General features: G+C 70.5%; 18 protein-coding genes and 1 riboswitch. Of the genes, 13 read left to right on the plus strand and 5 right to left on the minus strand.

Going from position 1 to position 19,209, the window contains the following annotated elements; all coding sequences use genetic code 11:
- Positions 1 to 58 precede the first annotated feature (58 nt).
- From AB0L91_RS27785 to AB0L91_RS27800, 4 genes are all read left to right on the plus strand, one after another.
- Entirely contained in the window at positions 59 to 640 is a 582-nt protein-coding gene (locus tag AB0L91_RS27785) for a TetR family transcriptional regulator (RefSeq protein WP_357350723.1), read from the plus strand.
- The gene (locus tag AB0L91_RS27790; RefSeq protein WP_357350721.1) at positions 637 to 1,815 is read left to right on the plus strand and encodes an NADH:flavin oxidoreductase; all 1,179 of its coding nucleotides are present in this window, start codon (positions 637 to 639) and stop codon (positions 1,813 to 1,815) included. The genes AB0L91_RS27785 and AB0L91_RS27790 overlap by 4 nt, the downstream gene beginning before the upstream one ends.
- Positions 1,812 to 2,786 carry an NAD-dependent epimerase/dehydratase family protein gene (locus tag AB0L91_RS27795; RefSeq protein ID WP_365015086.1) on the plus strand — a complete coding sequence of 325 codons (975 nt, stop codon included), beginning with the start codon at positions 1,812 to 1,814 and terminating at the stop codon, positions 2,784 to 2,786. Before AB0L91_RS27790 ends, AB0L91_RS27795 begins: the two co-directional genes overlap by 4 nt.
- Before the next feature lie 75 nt (positions 2,787 to 2,861).
- Complete coding sequence (locus AB0L91_RS27800) at positions 2,862 to 4,793, plus strand: acyl-CoA dehydrogenase (RefSeq protein ID WP_365015089.1); 1,932 nt, start codon at positions 2,862 to 2,864, stop codon at positions 4,791 to 4,793.
- Here AB0L91_RS27800 and AB0L91_RS27805 read toward each other — a convergent pair.
- The 3 genes from AB0L91_RS27805 to AB0L91_RS27815 form a co-directional block, all read right to left on the minus strand.
- Complete coding sequence (locus AB0L91_RS27805) at positions 4,790 to 5,395, minus strand: phosphatase PAP2 family protein (RefSeq protein WP_365015092.1); 606 nt, start codon at positions 5,393 to 5,395, stop codon at positions 4,790 to 4,792. The genes AB0L91_RS27800 and AB0L91_RS27805 overlap by 4 nt on opposite strands.
- Before the next feature lie 31 nt (positions 5,396 to 5,426).
- Positions 5,427 to 6,305, minus strand: coding sequence for a nuclease-related domain-containing protein (locus AB0L91_RS27810; protein ID WP_355278486.1), 879 nt, complete (start codon positions 6,303 to 6,305; stop codon positions 5,427 to 5,429).
- Between the two features lie 113 nt (positions 6,306 to 6,418).
- The gene (locus AB0L91_RS27815; RefSeq protein ID WP_365015095.1) at positions 6,419 to 7,807 is read right to left on the minus strand and encodes a DUF2252 domain-containing protein; all 1,389 of its coding nucleotides are present in this window, start codon (positions 7,805 to 7,807) and stop codon (positions 6,419 to 6,421) included.
- 122 nt (positions 7,808 to 7,929) lie between these two features.
- Here AB0L91_RS27815 and AB0L91_RS27820 point away from each other — a divergent pair, with 122 nt between their 5' ends.
- The 7 genes from AB0L91_RS27820 (at position 7,930) to gcvP (ending at position 15,032) form a co-directional block, all read left to right on the plus strand.
- The gene (locus AB0L91_RS27820) at positions 7,930 to 8,565 is read left to right on the plus strand and encodes a CDP-alcohol phosphatidyltransferase family protein (RefSeq protein WP_355278481.1); all 636 of its coding nucleotides are present in this window, start codon (positions 7,930 to 7,932) and stop codon (positions 8,563 to 8,565) included.
- Positions 8,566 to 8,607: 42 nt separating this feature from the next.
- Positions 8,608 to 9,006, plus strand: coding sequence for a glycine cleavage system protein GcvH (gene gcvH / locus AB0L91_RS27825; protein ID WP_355278478.1), 399 nt, complete (start codon positions 8,608 to 8,610; stop codon positions 9,004 to 9,006).
- Between the two features lie 178 nt (positions 9,007 to 9,184).
- Positions 9,185 to 9,670, plus strand: coding sequence for an FHA domain-containing protein (locus tag AB0L91_RS27830; RefSeq protein ID WP_110041099.1), 486 nt, complete (start codon positions 9,185 to 9,187; stop codon positions 9,668 to 9,670).
- Between the two features lie 70 nt (positions 9,671 to 9,740).
- A complete protein-coding gene (locus AB0L91_RS27835; protein WP_355278475.1) occupies positions 9,741 to 10,532 on the plus strand; it encodes a MerR family transcriptional regulator in 792 nt (263 codons plus the stop codon).
- 155 nt (positions 10,533 to 10,687) lie between these two features.
- Positions 10,688 to 11,161 carry a bifunctional nuclease family protein gene (locus tag AB0L91_RS27840; protein ID WP_019046780.1) on the plus strand — a complete coding sequence of 158 codons (474 nt, stop codon included), beginning with the start codon at positions 10,688 to 10,690 and terminating at the stop codon, positions 11,159 to 11,161.
- Positions 11,162 to 11,330: 169 nt separating this feature from the next.
- Complete coding sequence (locus AB0L91_RS27845; RefSeq protein WP_355278472.1) at positions 11,331 to 11,888, plus strand: MerR family transcriptional regulator; 558 nt, start codon at positions 11,331 to 11,333, stop codon at positions 11,886 to 11,888.
- A 75-nt stretch (positions 11,889 to 11,963) separates the two neighbouring features.
- Positions 11,964 to 12,063, plus strand: a riboswitch (glycine riboswitch).
- A gap of 158 nt (positions 12,064 to 12,221) precedes the next feature.
- The gene (gene gcvP / locus AB0L91_RS27850; protein ID WP_365015100.1) at positions 12,222 to 15,032 is read left to right on the plus strand and encodes an aminomethyl-transferring glycine dehydrogenase; all 2,811 of its coding nucleotides are present in this window, start codon (positions 12,222 to 12,224) and stop codon (positions 15,030 to 15,032) included.
- A gap of 74 nt (positions 15,033 to 15,106) precedes the next feature.
- Here gcvP and AB0L91_RS27855 read toward each other — a convergent pair whose 3' ends face one another.
- Entirely contained in the window at positions 15,107 to 15,712 is a 606-nt protein-coding gene (locus AB0L91_RS27855; protein ID WP_365015103.1) for a TetR/AcrR family transcriptional regulator, read from the minus strand.
- A gap of 73 nt (positions 15,713 to 15,785) precedes the next feature.
- Here AB0L91_RS27855 and AB0L91_RS27860 point away from each other — a divergent pair, with 73 nt between their 5' ends.
- On the plus strand, positions 15,786 to 17,264 hold the full coding sequence (locus AB0L91_RS27860; RefSeq protein ID WP_365015106.1) for an ABC-F family ATP-binding cassette domain-containing protein: 1,479 nt from the start codon (positions 15,786 to 15,788) through the stop codon (positions 17,262 to 17,264).
- A gap of 40 nt (positions 17,265 to 17,304) precedes the next feature.
- Positions 17,305 to 18,105: a virginiamycin B lyase gene (locus AB0L91_RS27865; protein WP_365015109.1), complete on the plus strand. Its 801-nt coding sequence runs from the start codon at positions 17,305 to 17,307 to the stop codon at positions 18,103 to 18,105.
- Here the strand turns inward: AB0L91_RS27865 and AB0L91_RS27870 are convergent.
- Positions 18,094 to 19,155 carry a hypothetical protein gene (locus AB0L91_RS27870; protein WP_365015112.1) on the minus strand — a complete coding sequence of 354 codons (1,062 nt, stop codon included), beginning with the start codon at positions 19,153 to 19,155 and terminating at the stop codon, positions 18,094 to 18,096. The genes AB0L91_RS27865 and AB0L91_RS27870 overlap by 12 nt on opposite strands.
- Positions 19,156 to 19,209 lie beyond the last annotated feature (54 nt).

A 19,209-nucleotide genomic window follows, 5' to 3' on the forward strand; every position in this document is an offset into this window, starting at 1 on the left:
TCAATCAATGTTTGAAATAGTGATTGAAACAACGATGGAAATCTGGTTGGCTGACGGTATGGGATCAATCGGTACGAAGCCCCGCGACGCGCGGTCGGTGGAGACGCGGGAGCGGCTGCTCGCGGCGGCGGAGGAACTCCTGCTGACACAGCCGTCGGCGGAGGTCTCGGTGCGGGCGGTGTGCGTCGCCGCCGAGACCAATCCGGCCGCCGTCCACTATCACTTCGGCAGCAAGGACGCACTGGTCGCGGCGCTGCTCGAGGACCGGCTCGCGCCGCTGTGGGCCGAACAGCTCGGTGCGGCGGCCCAGCGGGAGGCCGAGCTCGCCGAGGTGGTGGACGCGGTGATCGGCCCGCTGGCGGAACTGGCCGCGGATCCGCGCGGCCGCCTGTACCTGCGGTTGCTCGCCGAACTGGTGCTGGGCCGCCGCGAAGTGGGCTGGACCGGGGACTGGTTCCAGCTCGACTCCTGGGTGCGCTTCCTGCCCGACCTGGACCCCGCCGAGGCGCAGCGGCGGTGGCTGCTCGCCTTCGAGGTGCTGATCATGCGCTTCGGCGCGGGCCACGCGCCGTCGGCGGGCAGCGTCGCCACGCTGCGCGATTTCGTGCTGGCCGGACTCGCGGGACCGGGTGCGCGATGACCGATATCTTCGCCCCGGCCACCCTCGGCCCGATCACCCTGCGCAACCGTGTGATCAAGGCCGCCACCTTCGAGGGCCGCACCCCGGACGCCCTGGTCACCGACGAGCTGATCGAATTCCATCGCCGCATCGCCGCGGGCGGTGTCGGCTTGTCGACCGTCGCCTATTGCGCGGTCGCGCCCGAGGGCCGCACCGACCGGCACCAGATCTGGATGCGCCCCGACGCGGTACCCGGCTTGCGGCGGCTCACCGACGCCATCCACGCCGAGGGCGCCGCGGCCTCGGCGCAGATCGGGCACGCCGGGCCGGTGGCCAACGCCGCGTCCAATCGCGTGCCCGCGCTGTCGCCGAGCAGGCTGTTCTCCCCGCTCGGGATGAGCATGACCCGGCGCCCCGACGCCGACGGCATCGCGGAGCTGGTCGCCGCGCATGTGCGCAGCGCCCTGCTGGCCGAGGAGGCCGGGTTCGACGCGGTGGAAATCCATTTCGGCCACAACTACCTGGTGAGCGCCTTCCTGAGCCCGCTGCTCAACCGGCGCCGCGACGGCTACGGCGGCAGCCTGGCCAACCGGGCGAGGCTGGCCAGGGAGATCGCCGAAGGGGTGGCACGTGCCGTCGGCGGCCGGCTGGCCGTGCTGGCCAAGCTCAATATGGACGACGGTGTCGCCGGTGGTCTGCGCCCGGCCGAATCCGTGCAGGTCGCGCAGATGCTCGAGGCCGACGGGACTCTCGACGCGCTCGAACTGACCGCGGGCAGCTCGCTGCTCAACCCCATGCTGTACTTCCACGGCGACGCACCACGGCGGTCCTTCGCCCGCACCTTCGGGCCGCCGCTGAGCTGGGGCCTGCGCGTGGCCGGACCGATGTTCCTGCGCGAATACCCCTACCGCAGCGCCTATCTGCTCGAGCGCGCCCAGCTGTTCCGCGCGGCACTGCGCATGCCGCTCGTGTTGCTCGGCGGCATCACCGACTACGACGGCATGCGGCTCGCCCGCACCGAGGGCTTCGAGTTCGTCGCGATGGGCCGGGCGCTGCTGTGCGAACCCGACCTGCCGCGCCGGATCGCGGCCGAGACCACGACCACCGCCGCCTGCACCCACTGCAACGAGTGCATGCCGACCATCTTCACCGGCACCCGCTGTGTGCTGCCGATCGCCGAAGGAAACCTGTCGTGAGAATCGCCGTCACCGGGGGCACCGGCTATCTCGGTGCGCCCACGGTCGCCGCCCTGCTCGCCGATGGTCACGAGATCCGGCTGCTGGTCCACCCCGGCGAATCGCTGGACCGGTGGTGGCCGGAGTTCGCGCACGACCGCGTCCGCATCACCGTCGTGCGCGGCGACCTGCGCGACAGCGACACGATCACCGCGCTGCTCGACGGCTGCGCGGCCGTGCTGCACGCGGCCGGTGTGGTCGCCACCGACGACCGCCGCGAACCGCTGATGTGGCAGGTCAATGTCGACGCCACCGCCGAACTCCTGTGCCGCGCGGCCCTGGCCGGCCTCGACCCCATCGTGCACGTGGCCAGCTACAGCGCGCTGTTCCCGTGCCCGGACCCGGTGATGACCCCGGACAGCCCCACCGCGACGGGCCGCAGCGCCTACGGCCGCACCAAATCCGCCGCCGACCGGGTCGCCCGGGCACTGCAGCGCAGCGGCGCGCCGGTGGTGATCACCTATCCCTCCAGCGTGATCGGACCGGGTCTGGCCGGCACCCGCGGCATCACCGAGCGCGGCTGGAACACCATGCTGCGCAGCGGATTCGCGCCCCGGCTCGACGGCGGGATGGCGATGATCGACGTCCGCGACGTGGCCGAACTGCACGCGGCGGTGATGGTTCCCGGCCAGGGGCCGCGCCGGTATCTGTGTGGCGGCCACCAGGTCCCGTTCGACACCGCCATCGACCTGCTCGCCACCGCCTCCGGCCGCCGGATCCGCCGGATTCCGGTGCGCCCCGGCATGTTCCGGGCGCTGGGCCGCGCCGCGGATGTCGCGTCGCGGTTCGTCGAGGTCGACGCCGCGTTCGGCTACGAGGCGGCGTGGCTGCTCACCTCCGACACCCCGACCGACGATTCGGCCGCGCTGACCGAGCTCGGGCTGACCTGGCGGCCCACCGAGAGGTCCATGCGGGACATGTTCGCCGCCTGAGCACGCGGCGTCGGCACGATGTGAGGGAGAACGCGAATCCGCCGCCGGGCCGCGTGCACGGATTATGGTCGAAGTATGGCTACCGGCAACTCGACGACGGCAGAACATCTCCGCGCAGCGCTGGACGGACCGTGGCGCGCGGTCCGGGACCAGGCACGAGTCCAACTCGCCGACGACCGCTTCACCGGCGATCCCGAACTCGACATCCACGCCGCCAGGGCGCGCGTCCTCGACCAGATGCGGGTCATCGCGACCATGGGGTATCCCGAGCGCGGCTTCCGCTCCGAGAACGGCGGGACCGGCGACCCCGGCGGCGCGGTGACGGGCCTGGAGATGCTGGCCTACGCCGACCTGTCGCTGTGGGTGAAATCCGGTGTGCAGTGGGGCCTGTTCGGCGGCGCCGTGGAGAATCTCGGCACCGAACGGCACCGCGACTACATCAAGCGGCTGATCTCCCTCGACCTGCTCGGCTGCTTCGCGATGACCGAGTCCGGCCACGGCAGCGACGTCGCCAACCTGGAGACCACGGCCACCTACGACCCGGCCACCCAGGAATTCGTGATCAACACCCCGACCCCGTCGGCGCGCAAGGACTACATCGGCGGTGCGGCGGCGCACGCCCGCATGGCCGCCGTGTTCGCCCAGCTGATCACCGGCGGCGAGAACCAGGGCGTGCACTGCCTGCTGGTCCCCATCCGCGACGAGCTCGGCGCCGACCTGCCCGGCGTGACCACCTACGACGACGGCCTCAAGGGCGGGCTGCCCGGCGTCGACAACGGCCGGATCGTGTTCGACCAGGTTCGGGTGCCCCGGGAGAACCTGCTCAACCGCTATGCCGACGTCGAGCCCGACGGCACGTACTCCTCGGAGATCGAGAACCCGAGCCGCCGCTTCTTCACCACGCTGGGCACGCTGGTGCGCGGCCGGGTGAGCGTCGGCGGCGCGGCCGCGGCGGGCGCGCGGGTGGCGCTGAGCATCGCGGTGCGCTACGCGCTGGCCCGGCGCCAGTTCGCCGACCCCGACACCGGCGCGGAAACGCTGCTGCTGGACTACCGCAGCCACCAGCGCAGGCTGCTGCCGCTGGTCGCCAAGTCCTTCGCGCTGGCCTTCGCCCAGAACGACCTGGTCCGCCGGATGGACCTCATCCAGAGCGGCCGCGACACCGAACCGGGCGCCCAGCGCGCGCTGGAGAAGCGCGCCGCCGGTTTCAAGGTCGCCCAGACCCGGCACGCCACCAGGGCCATCCAGGAATGTCGCGAAGCCTGCGGCGGTGCGGGATATCTCACCGAGAACCGCCTCGTCACGCTCAAGGCCGACACCGACGTGTTCACCACCTTCGAAGGCGACAACGTCGTCCTCACCCAGCTCGTCGCCAAGGAACTGCTCACCGCCTACTCCGACGAGGTCCGCGATCTCGACGCGCTGGGCTGGGTGAAGTTCGCCGCCACCATGGCCGGTGACGTGGTGCGCAAGCGCTCCGGGGTGCGTCAGCTGATCCAGACCCTGCGCGATCGTTCCGACGAATCCGTCGACGAGGGCGACCTGTCCAAGCGCTCGGTGCAGCTGCAGCTGTTCGCCGACCGCGAGGACTACCTGCTGCGGACCGCCGCGCACCGGCTGCGGGCCAGGGCCGCCGACACCGGCCCGTTCGAAGCGTTCAACAACGCCCAGGACCACATCCTCGCCGCCGGCGCCGCGCACATCGACCGGCTGGTGCTCGAGGAGTTCGTCGACGGGATCGCCGCCATCGACGACCCCGACGCCAAGGCGCTCGCCGAAACCGTCTGCGACCTCTACGTGTACGCCACGCTGGAGGAGAACCTGTCCTGGTACATCATGCACCGGTTCATGTCGGTGGAGCGGGCCAAGGCGGTGCGCCGCGGCGTGAACGAACTCGTCGACCGGTTGCGCCCGGACGCGCTGACGCTGGTCGAGGCGATGGGCGTGCCGGAGACCATGCTGCGCGCCGAAATGCTGCACGACGCCGGCGTTTTCGACCGGAGCTAGCGCGTTCCGGGGCGCAGTCGCTCCGCGAACAGGCACAGGGCAAGGGCCAGCGACGCCGCCGCTGCCGCCCCACCGAGCACATCGGTGGGGCGGTGGTAGCCGAGCACGACCATGCCGGGCACGATCGCGGCGAGCGCGAGCACGGTGAGCGTTGCGATCACGACCCGCGCTGTGAGAGTGGTCACCAGGCACGCGAAAGTCGTTGCGACAGCAACCATATGGACCGTGTGGCCGCTCGGGTAGGCGAGGTAGTCGTGCATCCGCCTGTCCCACAGCGGTTTCAGCACCACGGTGTTGATCACCAGCGCGAGCTCGGGGACCACGAGCATGGTGACCGCCGCCCACCATCGGCGCCGCACCGCGAACCAGCCCACCGCCGCCAGCAGCAGCACCAGCACGACCGGCGCGTTGCTCGGCGCGACCAGCACCTGTGCCAGGCCGGGGGAGACCGCCGCGGTGATCGGGTCGGCGACGGCCGCGTCCAGTCCGGACGGTCCGCCGTCGGCGGGGAAGGTCAGCGGCAGCGCGGCGGTGAGCGCCGCGCCTGCCCCGATGGCCGTCGCGCGGACGACGGTGCTGCGCGGGGGAACGTGGTCGATCACCGACGCGACGATAGCCGCCGCGGGTGACGTCTCAGGCGGGGCCGTAGGTGAGCACCGCGGTCACCACGAACCACAGCACCCACGCGATCGCCACGATCATGCCGATCGCCAGGGTGATCCGCAGGAACGCGCGACCGAAGTCCAGGTCGCCGTCGACCCGCGGGTAGAGCTTCCACGGGCTGTACCAGGGGGCCACCAGGCCGCGCGAGGCCAGTTCGCGCTCGAGCTGGGCCTGCTCCTCGGCGTACTGCTCGGCCTGGGCCTGGGTGGGGCCACCGTGCCACAGCGTCACATCGATCGGGCCGAGGAAACCCTCGTTGAGCAGGTCCTGCGGCGCGGGCAGGAAGGGCAGGATGCCCAGGCCGCGGAAGGCGATGGCGATGTCGTTGGCCGTCCAGAGGTTGTGTTCCTTGGCGGCCAGCATCTCGAAGTACTGCTCGAGCCGGTGCGGATCGTCGGTGACGATCACGTCGAAACTCGGATCGTTCCAGCCCTGGTGCACGTCGATCTGCGCGCCCGGCTGCGGCACGATGACGCCGAGCCCGTGCACGGCCCGCTGCCCGAGCCCGCGTGCGGCGAGATAGTCCTGCAGGGCGAAGGTGTGTTCCCGCGAGCGCTCCAGCGGTGTCGACTTCTCGCCGCCGGTGAACTGGGCGAGCTCGCCGGAGACCATCCACGGACCGTTGAGCGGGATCTCCAGCACCCCGTCCTGCGGCACCGCGAAGGTCTCGGCCTCGATGATCACGCAGCTGGTCGGTGTCCACACCACCGCGTCGAGCTGGTGCAGCCGGTCATTGTGGAACAGGCCGCAGTTGATCGTGGCGACGCCGTGCGGGCTCGACGGGTCCTTCCACGTGCGCAGCCAATCGATGAGTGCGAGCTCGGCATCGGTGCCTGCCGCATTCTGCACGCGCACGAGCATGGAGTCCGCCCTTCTGGGTCGTTGGCGCCGCGGGCCGAGAACCGTTGGCGTACATCGTAGCTCGACAACCGGTGGATGCCCGGCAGGACGCCGGGTGGTGTTCAGCTCGGTTCGGCGGCGATCTTGCCCGCCGCTACGGCGGCGACCAGTTCGGCGTGGTCGGCCTCGGTCCGATCGGCATAACGTACCGCGTAGGCGGCCACGGCCTCCTCGAACGCGTCGTCGTCGGCTTCGAGGTAGCCGGCCAGGGTGCGCGGGTCCAGCGAACGCGAGTGCGCCCGCGCCAGCAGCGCGCCCGCGAGCCTGCCGTAGTCGTCGAGGTCGTCGGCCGAGAGCCCGGCCGGGTCGATGCTGCCCTTGAGATTGCGGAACTGGCGCACCACGAACGGCAGCGGCTCGTCCAGGTCGACGGTGGTCCAGCCGAGCAGGATGTCGGTCTCGGACTGCACGCTGCGCGCGCCCGCCACGATGCGCTCGCCCTCGTGGCGCGGCGCGACCGGCGGCAGGAACGGGGCCAGCGCGGACGGCCTGGCCTGCTTGACCTGTAGCACCAGCGACTCGCCGTCGTTGCCGTGCAGCAGCGCCACATAGCTGTGCAGGCCGACGCTGCCGGTGCCGACGATCCGGAAGGCCACATCCGAGACCGCGAAGCGGGCGAGCAGGGCGCGACGGGACTCGCGGATGGTGCTCGCGTAGCGCTCGAGGCCGTCGATCACGGCGTCGGTGACCGGCGCGTCGACCGGGGTCAGGATCGGCGGGTCGCTGACGAAGCGGTGCTTGCGGATGCCGGTCTCGTGATCGTCGAGGTGCTCGGTCCACTTCGCCACGACCTTGGCGCTGGTGTTCTTGCGGGCCTTCTTGGCGGCCTTCTTGAAGTCGTCGATCAGGTCGTCGGCCTTGGCCGAGCCCAGGATCGACTCGTCGGGCAGCGCGGTCCAGGACTGCATGAACGGCATCTCGGCGAGCTCGCCCGCGGTCTGCCGGTAGAAGCGGGCGGCGTCGCGCGCGGCGCGCACGCAGTCGTCCTCGGCGGCGCCGCTCTCGCGCCCGGCCAGCACCAGGCTGGCGGCCAGCCGCCGCAGGTCCCATTCCCAGGGCCCGAGCACGGTCTCGTCGAAGTCGTTGATATCCATCACGATCTCGCCGCGCTGGGTGCCGTAGAGGCCGAAATTGGCGGCGTGCGCGTCGCCGCAGATCTGGGCGGGCAGCCCGCTGTCGGGGCCGGCGGCCAGGTCGGCCGCCATCAACCCGGCGGCGCCGCGGAAGAAGGTGAACGGCGACGCGGTCATCCGGCCGATCCGCAGCGGGATCAGCCGGTCGATCCGGCCCTCGTTGCTCGCCTCGACGAACTCGAGCACCGTCGGCCGGTTGGGGCTCTCGACGACCCGGTCGGCCGCGTCGAACGGCACGCGCTGCCGGGCGGCGCGGCCGCGCGCACGGGCGTCCTCGGCGGAAACGTAGGAGCGCAGATCTGGACCACTGTCGGACACAACCGCCCAGGCTAGCGGGTCGGGGGACGGTGGGCATCGCGACCGCGTGGCAACCGGACACGCCCGAAGGTTTTCGGCGTGGCCGGATGGCGCGAGCGGGGGTTCGTGCGGTATGCAGGGGCGTGGCAACCGAATCGGGACCGCCGGGCATCAACGACACCGAAACCGGTGGCGTGTTCAGCGACCGCATCCTGACCGTGCCCAATGTGCTGAGCCTGCTCCGGCTGATCGGTATCCCGATATTCCTGTGGTTGATGCTGGTCCGCCATGCCGACGGCTGGGCGTTCACCCTGCTGATCGCCAGCGGTGTCACCGATTTCCTCGACGGCAAACTCGCCCGCCTGCTCGACCAGTCCTCCCGGCTCGGCGCGCTGCTCGATCCACTGGTCGATCGGTTATACCTCGTGACGACGCTCGTGGCGTTCGTCGCACGCGGGCTGATCCCGTGGTGGATCGCCGTGATCCTGATCGGTCGCGATCTGGTACTCACCGTGACCCTGTCGGTATACAAGCGCCGTGACCTGCCCGCGCCCGAGGTGATCTACCTGGGCAAGGCGGCCACCTTCGCGCTGATGTCGGCCCTGCCGTGGCTGCTCACCGGGGAGATGGACTGGGCAGGGGCGGGTTTCGGGTGGGCCTTCGGCTGGGCACTGCTGATCTGGGGCACCGCGCTCTACGTCTGGACCGGGGTGCTCTACGCGGGGCTGGCGGTCGCGGTCGCGCGATCGATACCGCCTGTGCCGCACCGCGGGAGCTAGTCGATACTCTTGCGTGCAACGTTGACGACGAAAGGACGTCCAGTGACCCGGACCCCCGAGGATCTGCGCTACACCGAAGAGCACGAATGGGTGCGGCGGACCGGCCCCACGGCGGTTCGTGTCGGCATCACCGACTACGCCCAGTCACAGCTGGGTGACGTCGTGTTCGTCCAGCTGCCCGACGTCGACAAGGACGTGACCGCCGGCGAGAGCATCGCCGAGGTCGAGTCGACCAAGAGCGTGTCCGACATCTACGCCCCGCTGGGCGGCAAAGTCGTTGCGGTGAACGAGGATCTGGTCTCGGCACCGGAGACGCTGAACACCGATCCGTACGACGAGGGCTGGCTGTTCGAGCTCGCCTTCGACGACGCGGCAACGCTCGATTCCGCACTGGGTGAACTGCTGGATGCGGCGGGTTATCAAGGAGTTATCGGGGGCTGAGCAAGCCTTCACAGTTCTCCCTGCACGGGTACGCCCCGGCAGGGTACGGTCAAAGCCAAGCGGATACGTCGGGGAATCGACGCCGGGATCTTTTTCCTGGCGATGTGATCGCGCCGGTCGTGTCGCCGAATACAGCACCTGCTTGCATGGATAATCAGGTTCGAGGAGGAGAGAAACGGTGAGCGAGAACAGGGACCCGGGTTACGGGGAGACCGCGGCCGAGACGACGTCGGTCTTCCGCGCGGACTTCCTCAACGAGGTCGACGCGTCGCGCTCCGGAGAGCCGACCGGCGAACAGCCGGTGCAGGGCGTCGAGGGCCTGCCGGTCGGCGCGGCTCTCCTGGTGGTCAAGCGCGGCCCGAACGCGGGCTCGCGCTTCCTGCTGGATCAGCCGACCACCTCGGCCGGTCGCCATCCCGACAGTGACATCTTTCTCGACGACGTCACCGTCAGCCGCCGGCACGCGGAGTTCCGTCAGGACGACGACTCGTTCCAGGTCGTCGATGTGGGCAGCCTCAACGGCACCTACGTCAACCGGGAGCCGGTGGACTCCTCGGAGCTGCAGAACGGCGACGAGGTCCAGATCGGCAAGTTCCGGCTGGTCTTCCTGACCGGTCCGCGCGCGCAGGCGAACGAGTCGGCGTCGGGCGCGGGGTCGCGATGACCCCTACGGTGCTGGTGTCCGTGCTGGGCGCAGTGCTGTGACGGGGGCGGCGCAGTGGGCGCGCGGAGGAATGTCGATCGGCTCCGTGCTCGACCTGCTGCGACCAGATTTTCCTGACATCACCATCTCGAAGATCCGGTTCCTCGAATCCGAGGGCCTGATCCGGCCGGAACGAACGCCGTCGGGGTACCGGCGGTTCTCGGTGGCCGACTACGAGCGGCTGCGGTTCGTCCTGACCGCGCAACGCGATCAGTACCTGCCGCTGAAGGTGATCAAGGAGCAGCTCGAAGCGATCGACAGCGGTGCGGCGACCCTGGGCGTGCGTGAAGCGCGTGCCAGGGCGCACTCCCACCACAGTGCCGCGGAGGCCGGGCAGTCGCGGTCCGGCGCCGCGCGCGCGGAGACCGACGGCGAGGCCAGTCCGGCCCCGCCCCGTCGGCTCGGCGTCGTCCCCGGCGAGATCACGCCGGACGAATTGCGCTTCGACGTCGGGGTCCGGCTCACCCGGGCCGATCTGCTCGCCAAGGCGGGCATCGACGACCGTTTCCTCGACGACCTGCTGCGCGCCGGACTCATCGTCCCCGGCGCGGGCGGCTTCTTCGAATCCGACGCGGTGACGCTGGCGCACGCGGCCAAATCGATGGCCGAATTCGGCCTGGAGGCCCGGCATCTGCGCGCGTTCAAGCTGGCCGCCGATCGGGAAGCGGCCCTCGTCGCCCAGATCGCCGCGCCGATCGCCAAGAGCCGTGACGCCGACGCGCGTGCCCGCGCCGAGGAGACCGTCCGCGAACTGGCGGCCCTGTCGCTGAACCTGCACGCGGCGCTGGTGAAGGCGGCCGTGCGGGCCGCGCTCGGCAACTGACACACCCGGCCACCGGATCGGGTATCACCCCGGCAACACGCCGATTTCGGCTCGGGCGTCCGCGTTGCACCGCCCGGAATTCGCCTAGACTCGTGGTTACGGCGAGCTGGGCAGCGGTCCTGCCGGCCGGCGGCGAGTATGGGAGGCAAGAACTCATGAGCGAGATGCGCGTCATCGGCATCCGTGTCGAGCAGCCACAGAACCAGCCCGTGCTGCTGCTGCGGGAAGCGGCGGGCGAGCGCTACCTGCCGATCTGGATCGGGCAGGCCGAGGCGACCGCGATCGTGCTCGAGCAGGAGGGGGTCACGCCGATCCGCCCGCTCACTCACGATTTGATCAAGATTCTGATCACCGAACTCGGGCACACCCTCAAGGAAGTGCGGATCGTCGATCTGCAGGAGGGCACCTTCTACGCCGATCTGGTCTTCGACGGCGACCTGCGGGTCTCGGCCCGGCCCTCGGACTCGGTGGCCATCGCGCTGCGCGTCGGCTGCCCGATCTTCGCCGAGGAGCCGGTCCTGGCCGAGGCCGGGCTGGTGATGCCCGACGAGCGCGAGGACGAGGTGGAGAAGTTCAAGGAGTTCCTCGAGTCCGTCTCGCCCGACGACTTCAAGGCCACGGACAGCTGATTCACATCACGATCTTCTAGACCTGAAGTAGAGGTCGAGGGAATCGCCGCGCGCGGTGCTTGGTGCGACAACAGTGCAGGTCCGACAATGGCAGGAGTAACCTCGAAAGTCGGGCAACATCCGTCGTGACTCCGGTACTCGAGAACGTCGGCAGAGCAAGGAGTGGTCAGTGGAAGAGCAATCGCAGGATGTGGTGCAGCCTGGCTTGTTCCCGGACGACTCGGTTCCGGATGATCTCGTCGGCTACCGGGTGCCGAGCGCGTGTCAGGTCGCGGGCATCACCTACCGGCAACTCGACTACTGGGCCCGCACCGGGCTGGTCGTACCGTCGATCCGTGGCGCCGCCGGGTCGGGCAGTCAGCGGCTGTACTCGTTCAAGGACATCCTGGTCCTCAAGATCGTGAAGCGACTGCTGGACGCGGGCGTCTCTTTACAGAACATCCGGATCGCCGTCGATCACCTGCGCAGCCGCGGCGTGCAGGATCTGGCCGGGATCACGCTGTTCTCCGACGGGACCACGGTGTACGAGTGCACCTCGCCCGAGGAGGTCGTCGATTTACTGCAGGGCGGGCAGGGTGTCTTCGGGATCGCGGTCAGCGGCGCCATGCGGGAACTGACCGGGGCGATCGCCGACTTCCCGGCCGAACGGGCCACCGAGATCACCGATCGACCCGAGGACGAACTGTCCTTCCGCCGCAAGGTGCGGGAGAACCGTAAGACCGGGTAGTGACGAGCACTACACCCCCGGCGTGCCCCAGGTGGCGCGGCCGGGGGTTTGCTGCATCTAGACTTGATGACGCGTCGCCGCCGTGCGGGAGAGTCCCGGAGTCGTGAGAGTCCGGGCGCCGAAGGAGCAGCACCTCCCCGTCAATCTCTCAGGCAACAGGGACCGCACGGTGATTCGACGCCTCTGGAAAGCGGTGGCTGCAGGCTGCCCGCCCACGGGGAAAGGGGCACGGCCGTCCGCGGTCGCGTCACCGAATCTCTCAGGCGCCACGACAGAGGGGGAGGGCTGGTACCCGTCGACCACCTGGTCGACCCGCCCGACCTTGGAGCTGCCGTGACCCGTTCGTTCGCCGACCGCCACATCGGACCCGATTCCGACGAACTCGCCCGGATCCTCGCGACCGTCGGCGTCGAGTCCCTCGACGCGCTCGCGACCACGGCGCTGCCCGCGACCATCCTCGACGAGTCCGGCCTCGGCGCGCTGCCCGCGCCCGCCACCGAGCACGAGGTCCTCGCCGAACTGGCCGCGCTGGCGCACTCCAACACCGTCGCCACCTCGATGATCGGCCTGGGCTACTACGACACGCTGACCCCGCCGGTGCTGGTGCGCAACCTGCTGGAGAACCCGGCCTGGTACACCGCCTACACCCCGTACCAGCCCGAGATCAGCCAGGGCAGGCTCGAGGCGCTGCTCAATTTCCAGACCATGGTGTCGGATCTGACCGGCATGGACGTCGCCAACGCCTCCATGCTCGACGAGGCCACGGCCGCCGCCGAGGCGATGACGCTGCTGCGCCGCGCGGGCAAGTCGAAGTCGAACCGGCTGCTGCTCGACGCCGATCTGTTCCCGCAGACCAAGACCATCATCGGGACCAGGGCCGAGCCGCTGGGCATCGAGCTCGTCGAGGCCGACCTGTCCACCGGCGTGCTGCCCGAGGGCGAGTTCTTCGGCGTCATCGTGCAGACTCCCGGCGCGTCCGGCCGGATCGTCGACTGGACCGCGCTGTGCGCCGCCGCCCACGAGCGCGGTGCGCTGGTCGCCGCGGGCGCCGACCTGCTCGCGCTGACGTTGATCACCCCGCCCGGTGAGCAGGGCGCCGACGTGTGCTTCGGCACCACCCAGCGCTTCGGCGTGCCGATGGGCTTCGGCGGCCCGCACGCCGGCTACCTCGCGGTGCGCACCGCCTTCGCCCGGCAGCTGCCGGGCCGGCTGGTCGGCGTGTCGGTCGACGCCGACGGCGCGCCCGCCTACCGCCTGGCCCTGCAGACGCGCGAGCAGCACATCCGCCGCGAGAAGGCCACCTCCAACATCTGTACCGCGCAGGTCCTGCTGGCCATCGTGGCCGCCATGTACGCCAGCTACCACGGTGCGAACGGGCTGCGCGCCATCGCCCGCCGGGTGCACGCGCACGCGGCGGCCGTGGCGTCGGGCATCGGTGCGGCGCTGGTGCACGACACCTTCTTCGACACCGTCCTGGCGCACGTCCCCGGTGGCGCGGAAGCCGTTGTCGCCAAGGCGAAGTCGCAGGGCATCAACCTGCGCCTGGTCGACGCCGACCATGTCGCGATCGCCTGCGACGAGGCCACCACCGACGCGCACGTGGCCGCCGTCGTCGAATCCTTCGGCACCGCACAGGCTCCCGACGCGAGCGCGGGCGCCGAGCCCGCTGCGATCGAGACCCGCACCTCGGACTACCTGACGCATCCGGCCTTCACCCGTCACCACACCGAGACCGCCATGCTGCGCTACCTGCGTTCGCTGTCGGACAAGGACATCGCGCTGGACCGCAGCATGATTCCGCTCGGTTCCTGCACCATGAAGCTCAACGCGACCGCCGAGATGGAAGCCATCACCTGGCCCGGCTTCGCCCGCTTGCACCCGTTCGCGCCCACCGAGGACGTGCCCGGCATCCTGAAGCTGATCGGCGACCTCGAGCAGTGGCTCGCGGAGATCACCGGCTACGACGCGGTGAGCCTGCAGCCCAACGCCGGCAGCCAGGGCGAGTACGCGGGCCTGCTCGCGATCCGCCGCTACCACCTCGATCGCGGCGACGACCACCGCGACACCTGCCTGATCCCGTCCAGCGCGCACGGCACCAACGCGGCCTCGGCGGCCATGGTCGGCATGCGGGTCGAGGTCGTGAAGTGCCGCGAGAACGGTGACGTCGACCTCGACGACCTGCGCGCCAAGATCGCCGACCACGCCGACCGGCTGGCCTGCATCATGATCACCTACCCGTCCACGCACGGCGTGTACGAGCACGAGGTGGCCGAGCTGTGCGCGCTCGTGCACGACGCGGGCGGTCAGGTCTACGTCGACGGCGCGAACCTCAACGCCCTGGTCGGCCTGGCGCGTCCGGGCCGCTTCGGTGGCGATGTCAGTCACCTGAACCTGCACAAGACCTTCTGCATTCCGCACGGTGGCGGCGGTCCCGGCGTCGGCCCGGTCGCGGTGCGCGCGCATCTGACCCGGTACCTGCCCGGTGACCCGCGCGAGACGGGCTCGCACGCGGTGTCGGCGGCGAACTACGGGTCGGCCTCGATCCTGCCGATCACCTGGGCCTACATCCGGATGATGGGCGCCGACGGCCTGCGCGCGGCGACGCTGACCGCGATCGCCTCGGCCAACTACATCGCCCGCCGTCTCGACGCCTACTTCCCGGTGCTCTACACCGGCGAGAACGGCATGGTCGCGCACGAGTGCATCCTCGACCTGCGCGAGATCACCAAGCAGACCGGCGTCACCGTCGACGACGTGGCCAAGCGCCTGGCCGACTACGGCTTCCACGCGCCCACCATGAGTTTCCCGGTGGCGGGCACCCTGATGGTGGAGCCCACCGAGAGCGAGAACCTCGAGGAACTCGACGAGTTCATCGCGGCCATGATCGCCATCCGCGGCGAGATCGACCAGGTCGGCGCCGGGGTGTGGCCGGTGACCGACAACCCGCTGCGCGGCGCACCGCACACCGCGGCGAGCCTGGTCGGCGAGTGGGACCACCCGTACAGCCGTGAGGTCGCGGTCTACCCGCGCGGCATCGGGCACACCCGCCCCAAGGTGTGGCCCCCGGTTCGTCGCATCGACGGTGCGTTCGGCGACCGCAACCTGGTCTGCTCCTGCCCGCCGCTGGACGCGTACGAGGACTGACGAACTCGACAGAGGGTCCCGCCGAAATCAGTTCGGCGGCGCCCTTTTTCGTCGTCAGCAGCCCGGCTACGGGATCAGGGTGCCTGCTCGCCGGTCAGCAATCCCGCGCGGGCGAGCGCGATCGCCGCATCGGCGGCCTGGTGCGCGTGCGCGGTCGTCACGGGCTCGTGGGTGACGAACAACCGGTGGAACAGCGGCGCCACCGCGAACCGGACGACCTCGGTTCCGGCTACCTCGGGGCCGAGTTCGCCGCGCGCGATCGCGCGGTCGACGATCACCGCGGCCTCGGCGTGCCGTGCCGCGTAGAAGGTCCGCAGGGCCTCGGCCGCCGCGGGATGTTGCAGGCCCGCGGTCACGAAAGCCGTTGCCACCGGACCTGATTCGGGGTCGGTGAACCCGGTGCGCACGAGCTCGGTGAGGGCGCGCAGATCGCCGGTGAGGGTGCCGGTGTCCGGGATGGCCCACGATCGGCCCGCGGCCAGGTCGAGCGCGTCGGCGACCAGTCCCTCGGGGCTGCGCCAGCGCCGGTAGACGGTGGTCTTGTGCACCCCGGCCCGCTGCGCGACGGCGTCGACGGTCAGGCCCTGGTAGCCGTGCTCGGCGAGCTCGGCTGTCGTCGCGTCGAGGACGGCCTCCCGTACTCGGGCGCTGCGCCCACCGGGGCGCCGTTGCGGTTCCAAAATCTACTCCTGTTGCGTTAGTGGTCGAGTATCCGTATGGTTAAAGCTACACAAGTTGCGATTGGAGCGCTGTTTGACCACTCAACTGACCTTGCGGGGCGTGTCGAAGTCCTATGCGGACCGGCCGGTACTCGACGCGGTGACGGCGACGATCCGGCCCGGCGAGCGGATCGGCATCGTCGGGGAGAACGGCTCGGGGAAGTCGACCCTGCTGCGGCTGCTGGCCGGAACCGAGCACGCCGATGCCGGATCGATCACCGTGACCGCCGAGGGCGGGCTCGGCCACCTCGCCCAGACGCTGTCCGGCGACACCGTGGAGGCGGCCGTCGAGCAGGCGCTGGCGGAGCTGCGCGGGCTCGAGCGCGCGATGCAGGCCGCCGCCGAGGCGCAGGACATGGATCGCTACGGGGCCCTGCTCACCCGGTTCGAGGCGCGCGACGGCTACGCGGTCGACGCCAGAGTGGCGGCGTCGCTGCACGGACTCGGGCTGGGTGGGATCGACCGGTCGCGACGGCTGGACAGTCTCTCCGGCGGCGAGCGGGCCCGGCTCGGCCTGGCCTGTCTGCTCGCCGCCTCGCCGGAGGTACTGCTGCTCGACGAGCCGACCAATCACCTCGACGAGAGCGCGCTGACCTGGCTCGAGGAGCGGCTGCGCGGCCATCGCGGCACGGTCGTCCTGGTCTCGCACGACCGGATCTTCCTCGACCGCGTCGTGACCGCGATCCTCGAGGTGACCGACCGCGGCCTGACCCGGTTCGGTGGCGGTTACAGCGGGTTCCTGACCGAGAAGGCGGCCGCGCGGGTGCGCTGGGAGCAGGACTATGCCCAGTGGCGCGCCGAGATCGGCCGGCTGGAGGAGTTCGCGACGACGACCGCCGTGCAGGTCGCGCACGGGCGGGCGATGACCGACAACAACAAGATGGCCTACGACCGCAACGCGGGCCGGGTGCAGAGCTCGGTCGCCTCCCGGGTGCGCCGGACCGCCGAACGCCTGCGCCGCCTGCGCGAGGATCCGGTGCCCCGTCCGCCCGAACCCCTGCGCTTCCGTGGGCGATTCGCGGCGGCCGGATCGGGCACCGAGTTCGCCATCGGTCCCGTGACGCTGGGCGCGCGGGGACGGCTGCTCATCCACGGACCCAACGGCGCGGGCAAGTCGACCCTGCTCGACGCGCTGCACGCGGCGGCGCCCGGTCGGGTCGGCTACCTGCGGCAGGAGGAGCGATTCGAGCCCGACCGCAGCGTCACCGACGCCTACGGGTTCGGCCGGGCCGCGCTCCTTGCGACCGGGCTGTTCGCGCCTGAGCTGCTGGATCGTCCCGTCGGTACCTTGTCGGAGGGCCAGCGACGCAGACTGTCCCTGGCGCGGGTGCTCGCGGGCGACCACGATCTGCTGCTGCTCGACGAACCGACCAACCACCTGTCGCTGACCCTGGTCGACGAGGTGGAACGCGCGCTGCACGACTATCGGGGCGCGGTCGTCGTCGTCTCGCATGACCGGGCGCTGCGCAGGCGATTCCGGGGAATACAGAAGGGAATCGAAGACTTTGGCTGACATCGTACAAGTGATCGACGTACCCGGCGCACCCTATGGGGTGACAGCCGGGCCGGACGGCGCCGTGTGGTTCACGCTGGTCGCGCAGGGCGCCCTCGGCCGTTACGCCGGCGGCGAGGTGGAGATCTTCCCGCTCGACCCGGCCGACGGGCAACCGACCGTGATCGTGACCGGACCGGACGCGGCACTGTGGTTCACCGAGTTCCGGGGCGGACGGCTCGGCCGCCGCACCCTCGACGGCGTCGTCACGAGCATCGCGATGGACGGGCCCTACGGCGTGTGCGCCGGCCCCGACGGGGCGCTGTGGTTCACCGCATTGCAGGCTGGCCGGGTCGGGCGGCTCGGTGCCGACAGCACGGTCGAGCACATCGACGTCGACGGGATGCCGTCGATGATCACCCCGGGAACCGATGGGGCACTGTGGTTCACGGTGAATCAGGGCAACGCGATCGGCCGGATCGACCGCGACCTCACGCTCACCCTGTTCCCGCTGCCCACACCCGCCGCCGCACCGGTCGGCATCGCCGCCGGACCCGACGGCGCGGTGTGGTTCACCGAGATCGGAGCGGGCGCGATCGGGCGCGTCGAGACCGACGGCACCGTCACCGAATTCGCGCTGCCCGACCCGGCCGCGCGCCCGCACGCGATCACCGCAGGCGCCGACGGCGCGCTGTGGTTCACCGAATGGGCGAGCGGCATGCTCGGCCGGATCACCACCGAGGGCGAGCTCGACCACCTGCCGCTCCCGGGGAAGGAACCGCACGGACTCACCGTCGACGCCGGCGGTCACCTCTGGATCGCGATGGAATCCGGTGCGCTGGTGGAGGTCTCACCCGGCTGAGGACCGCAATCGCTCGAGCAGCGCCCGCAACCCGGGCGCGGTCGGTGCCGTCGCGGCATCGATCGCGCCCAGCGGTATCTCGAGCATCCGCAGCGGATAGCCGTCGCCGGTCACCACGCCGGTGTCGGCGAAACCGAAAGCCGCGAGCAGTCGCGCGACGCCGGTTCCGGCGTGCTCGGTCTGCGCGTAGACCCGTGTGGTCGGCCGGGTGGGATCGGCGGCGTGGATGTCGAGCAGGACCTCGGCCAGATGGTCGATGTAGATCTGCGAGATGGTCAGCGGGCTGGCGCCGAGCCTGCCCCGGAACCCGCGCAGCAGCCCGACCGAGAACAGCACCACCGCATCCGACCACTCGCCGGGCCTGCTCAGGTGCAGACCGCGCAGCTGCGCGTCGGTCAGTCCGCCGGTGCGGCAGTAGGCGGCCTCACCGAGCCGGTTCAGCGGCAGGATACAGGAGAATCCGACCGGGACGAAGGTGCCGTCGACCTGGGCCTCGATCAGGCTGTACGCGAGCGGATTGACCTGGTGCACACTGAGATTGCGCTGCCTGATCACATCGAGCGGGGTGGCGAAGCCGGACCGGGCGAAGGCTTCCCGGTTGATCTGGCACAGCGTGTCCAGGTCGCGGTCGTCGAGATGGCGGACCCGGTAGTCGAGCTGCGGGGTCGCGTCGGTGTCGCCGGTCATCCGTCTCCCATAGTGCGAGGTGAGGTCGGGCAGCAGCCCGCTGTCGTCGATGATCCCGGCCAGCACGTCGATCGGTTCCCGGCCCGCGAGTCTGCCGACCGCCAGGGACAACCCGCGCAGCCCGGCCGCGATCACGACGGTGAACAGGACGAAGCCGAGCCAATCACTGTTGGTCACCACCGGCAGCGCGTCGATGCCCCGCTTCACGGGGTCGGCGATCTCGAGCGAACTGAACACGCCGGCGGTGGCCGTACTGGCGGTGAGGATGTAGTGGTTCGGCTTGCGCGCGGCCAGGATGACGGCGCGGTCGACGCGTTCGCGCCAGTGCCGGAACGCGACTCGCGCACCGTGGTTCGTCGCCATCACTCGTCTCCCCGCCGCGGATCGGACCGAACGCAGTGGGTTGCGAGTACCCGG

This window comes from Nocardia sp. NPDC051833 (assembly GCF_040681225.1).
GTDB lineage: Bacteria > Actinomycetota > Actinomycetes > Mycobacteriales > Mycobacteriaceae > Nocardia.